Annotated in this window: 1 protein-coding gene; it reads left to right on the top strand. The window is 55.1% G+C overall.

What is annotated here, in order from left to right:
* Positions 1–156 precede the first annotated feature (156 nt).
* The coding region (locus KP705_RS18790) for a recombinase family protein (RefSeq protein ID WP_215765403.1) at positions 157–392 on the top strand (236 nt) is incomplete at its 3' end.

The raw sequence follows: 392 nt of genomic DNA, 5'->3' as shown, positions 1-392 counted from the left end.
GATCGGATGTCTCCTTCATGTGTCCGGAAGGGGATCGTTGGACGGACTGTCCCGGACAAGTGCAACACGTCATGGAATACAGCCGTGTGCTGTGTCTCATAAAGGTGGTACCATATGTTTTGCAGTCATGGGGCCTTATACGTTACACTTTCCCGTATGACACACATAATGATCGGCTATGCCCGCTGCTCGACGGACAAACAGGATCTCGCGGCCCAGCATCAGGAACTGCTCAAACTCGGTGTTTCTGCCGATCGTATTTACACCGACAAGGGCTTCACCGGCACGAACCGGGAAAGGGCCGGCCTTGACCAGGCACTGGCGGCTGTTCGTAGTGGCGATACTTTGGTCGTACCAAAGCTTGATCGACTGGCCCGCTCTGTCCCTGATGC

It is taken from the genome of Gluconobacter sp. P1D12_c (genome assembly GCF_018812105.1).
In the GTDB taxonomy this organism is placed as follows: domain Bacteria; phylum Pseudomonadota; class Alphaproteobacteria; order Acetobacterales; family Acetobacteraceae; genus Gluconobacter; species Gluconobacter oxydans_A.
The sequence above is the reverse complement of the archived record's forward strand: the minus strand, read 5'-3'. Positions and strand labels throughout refer to the sequence as shown.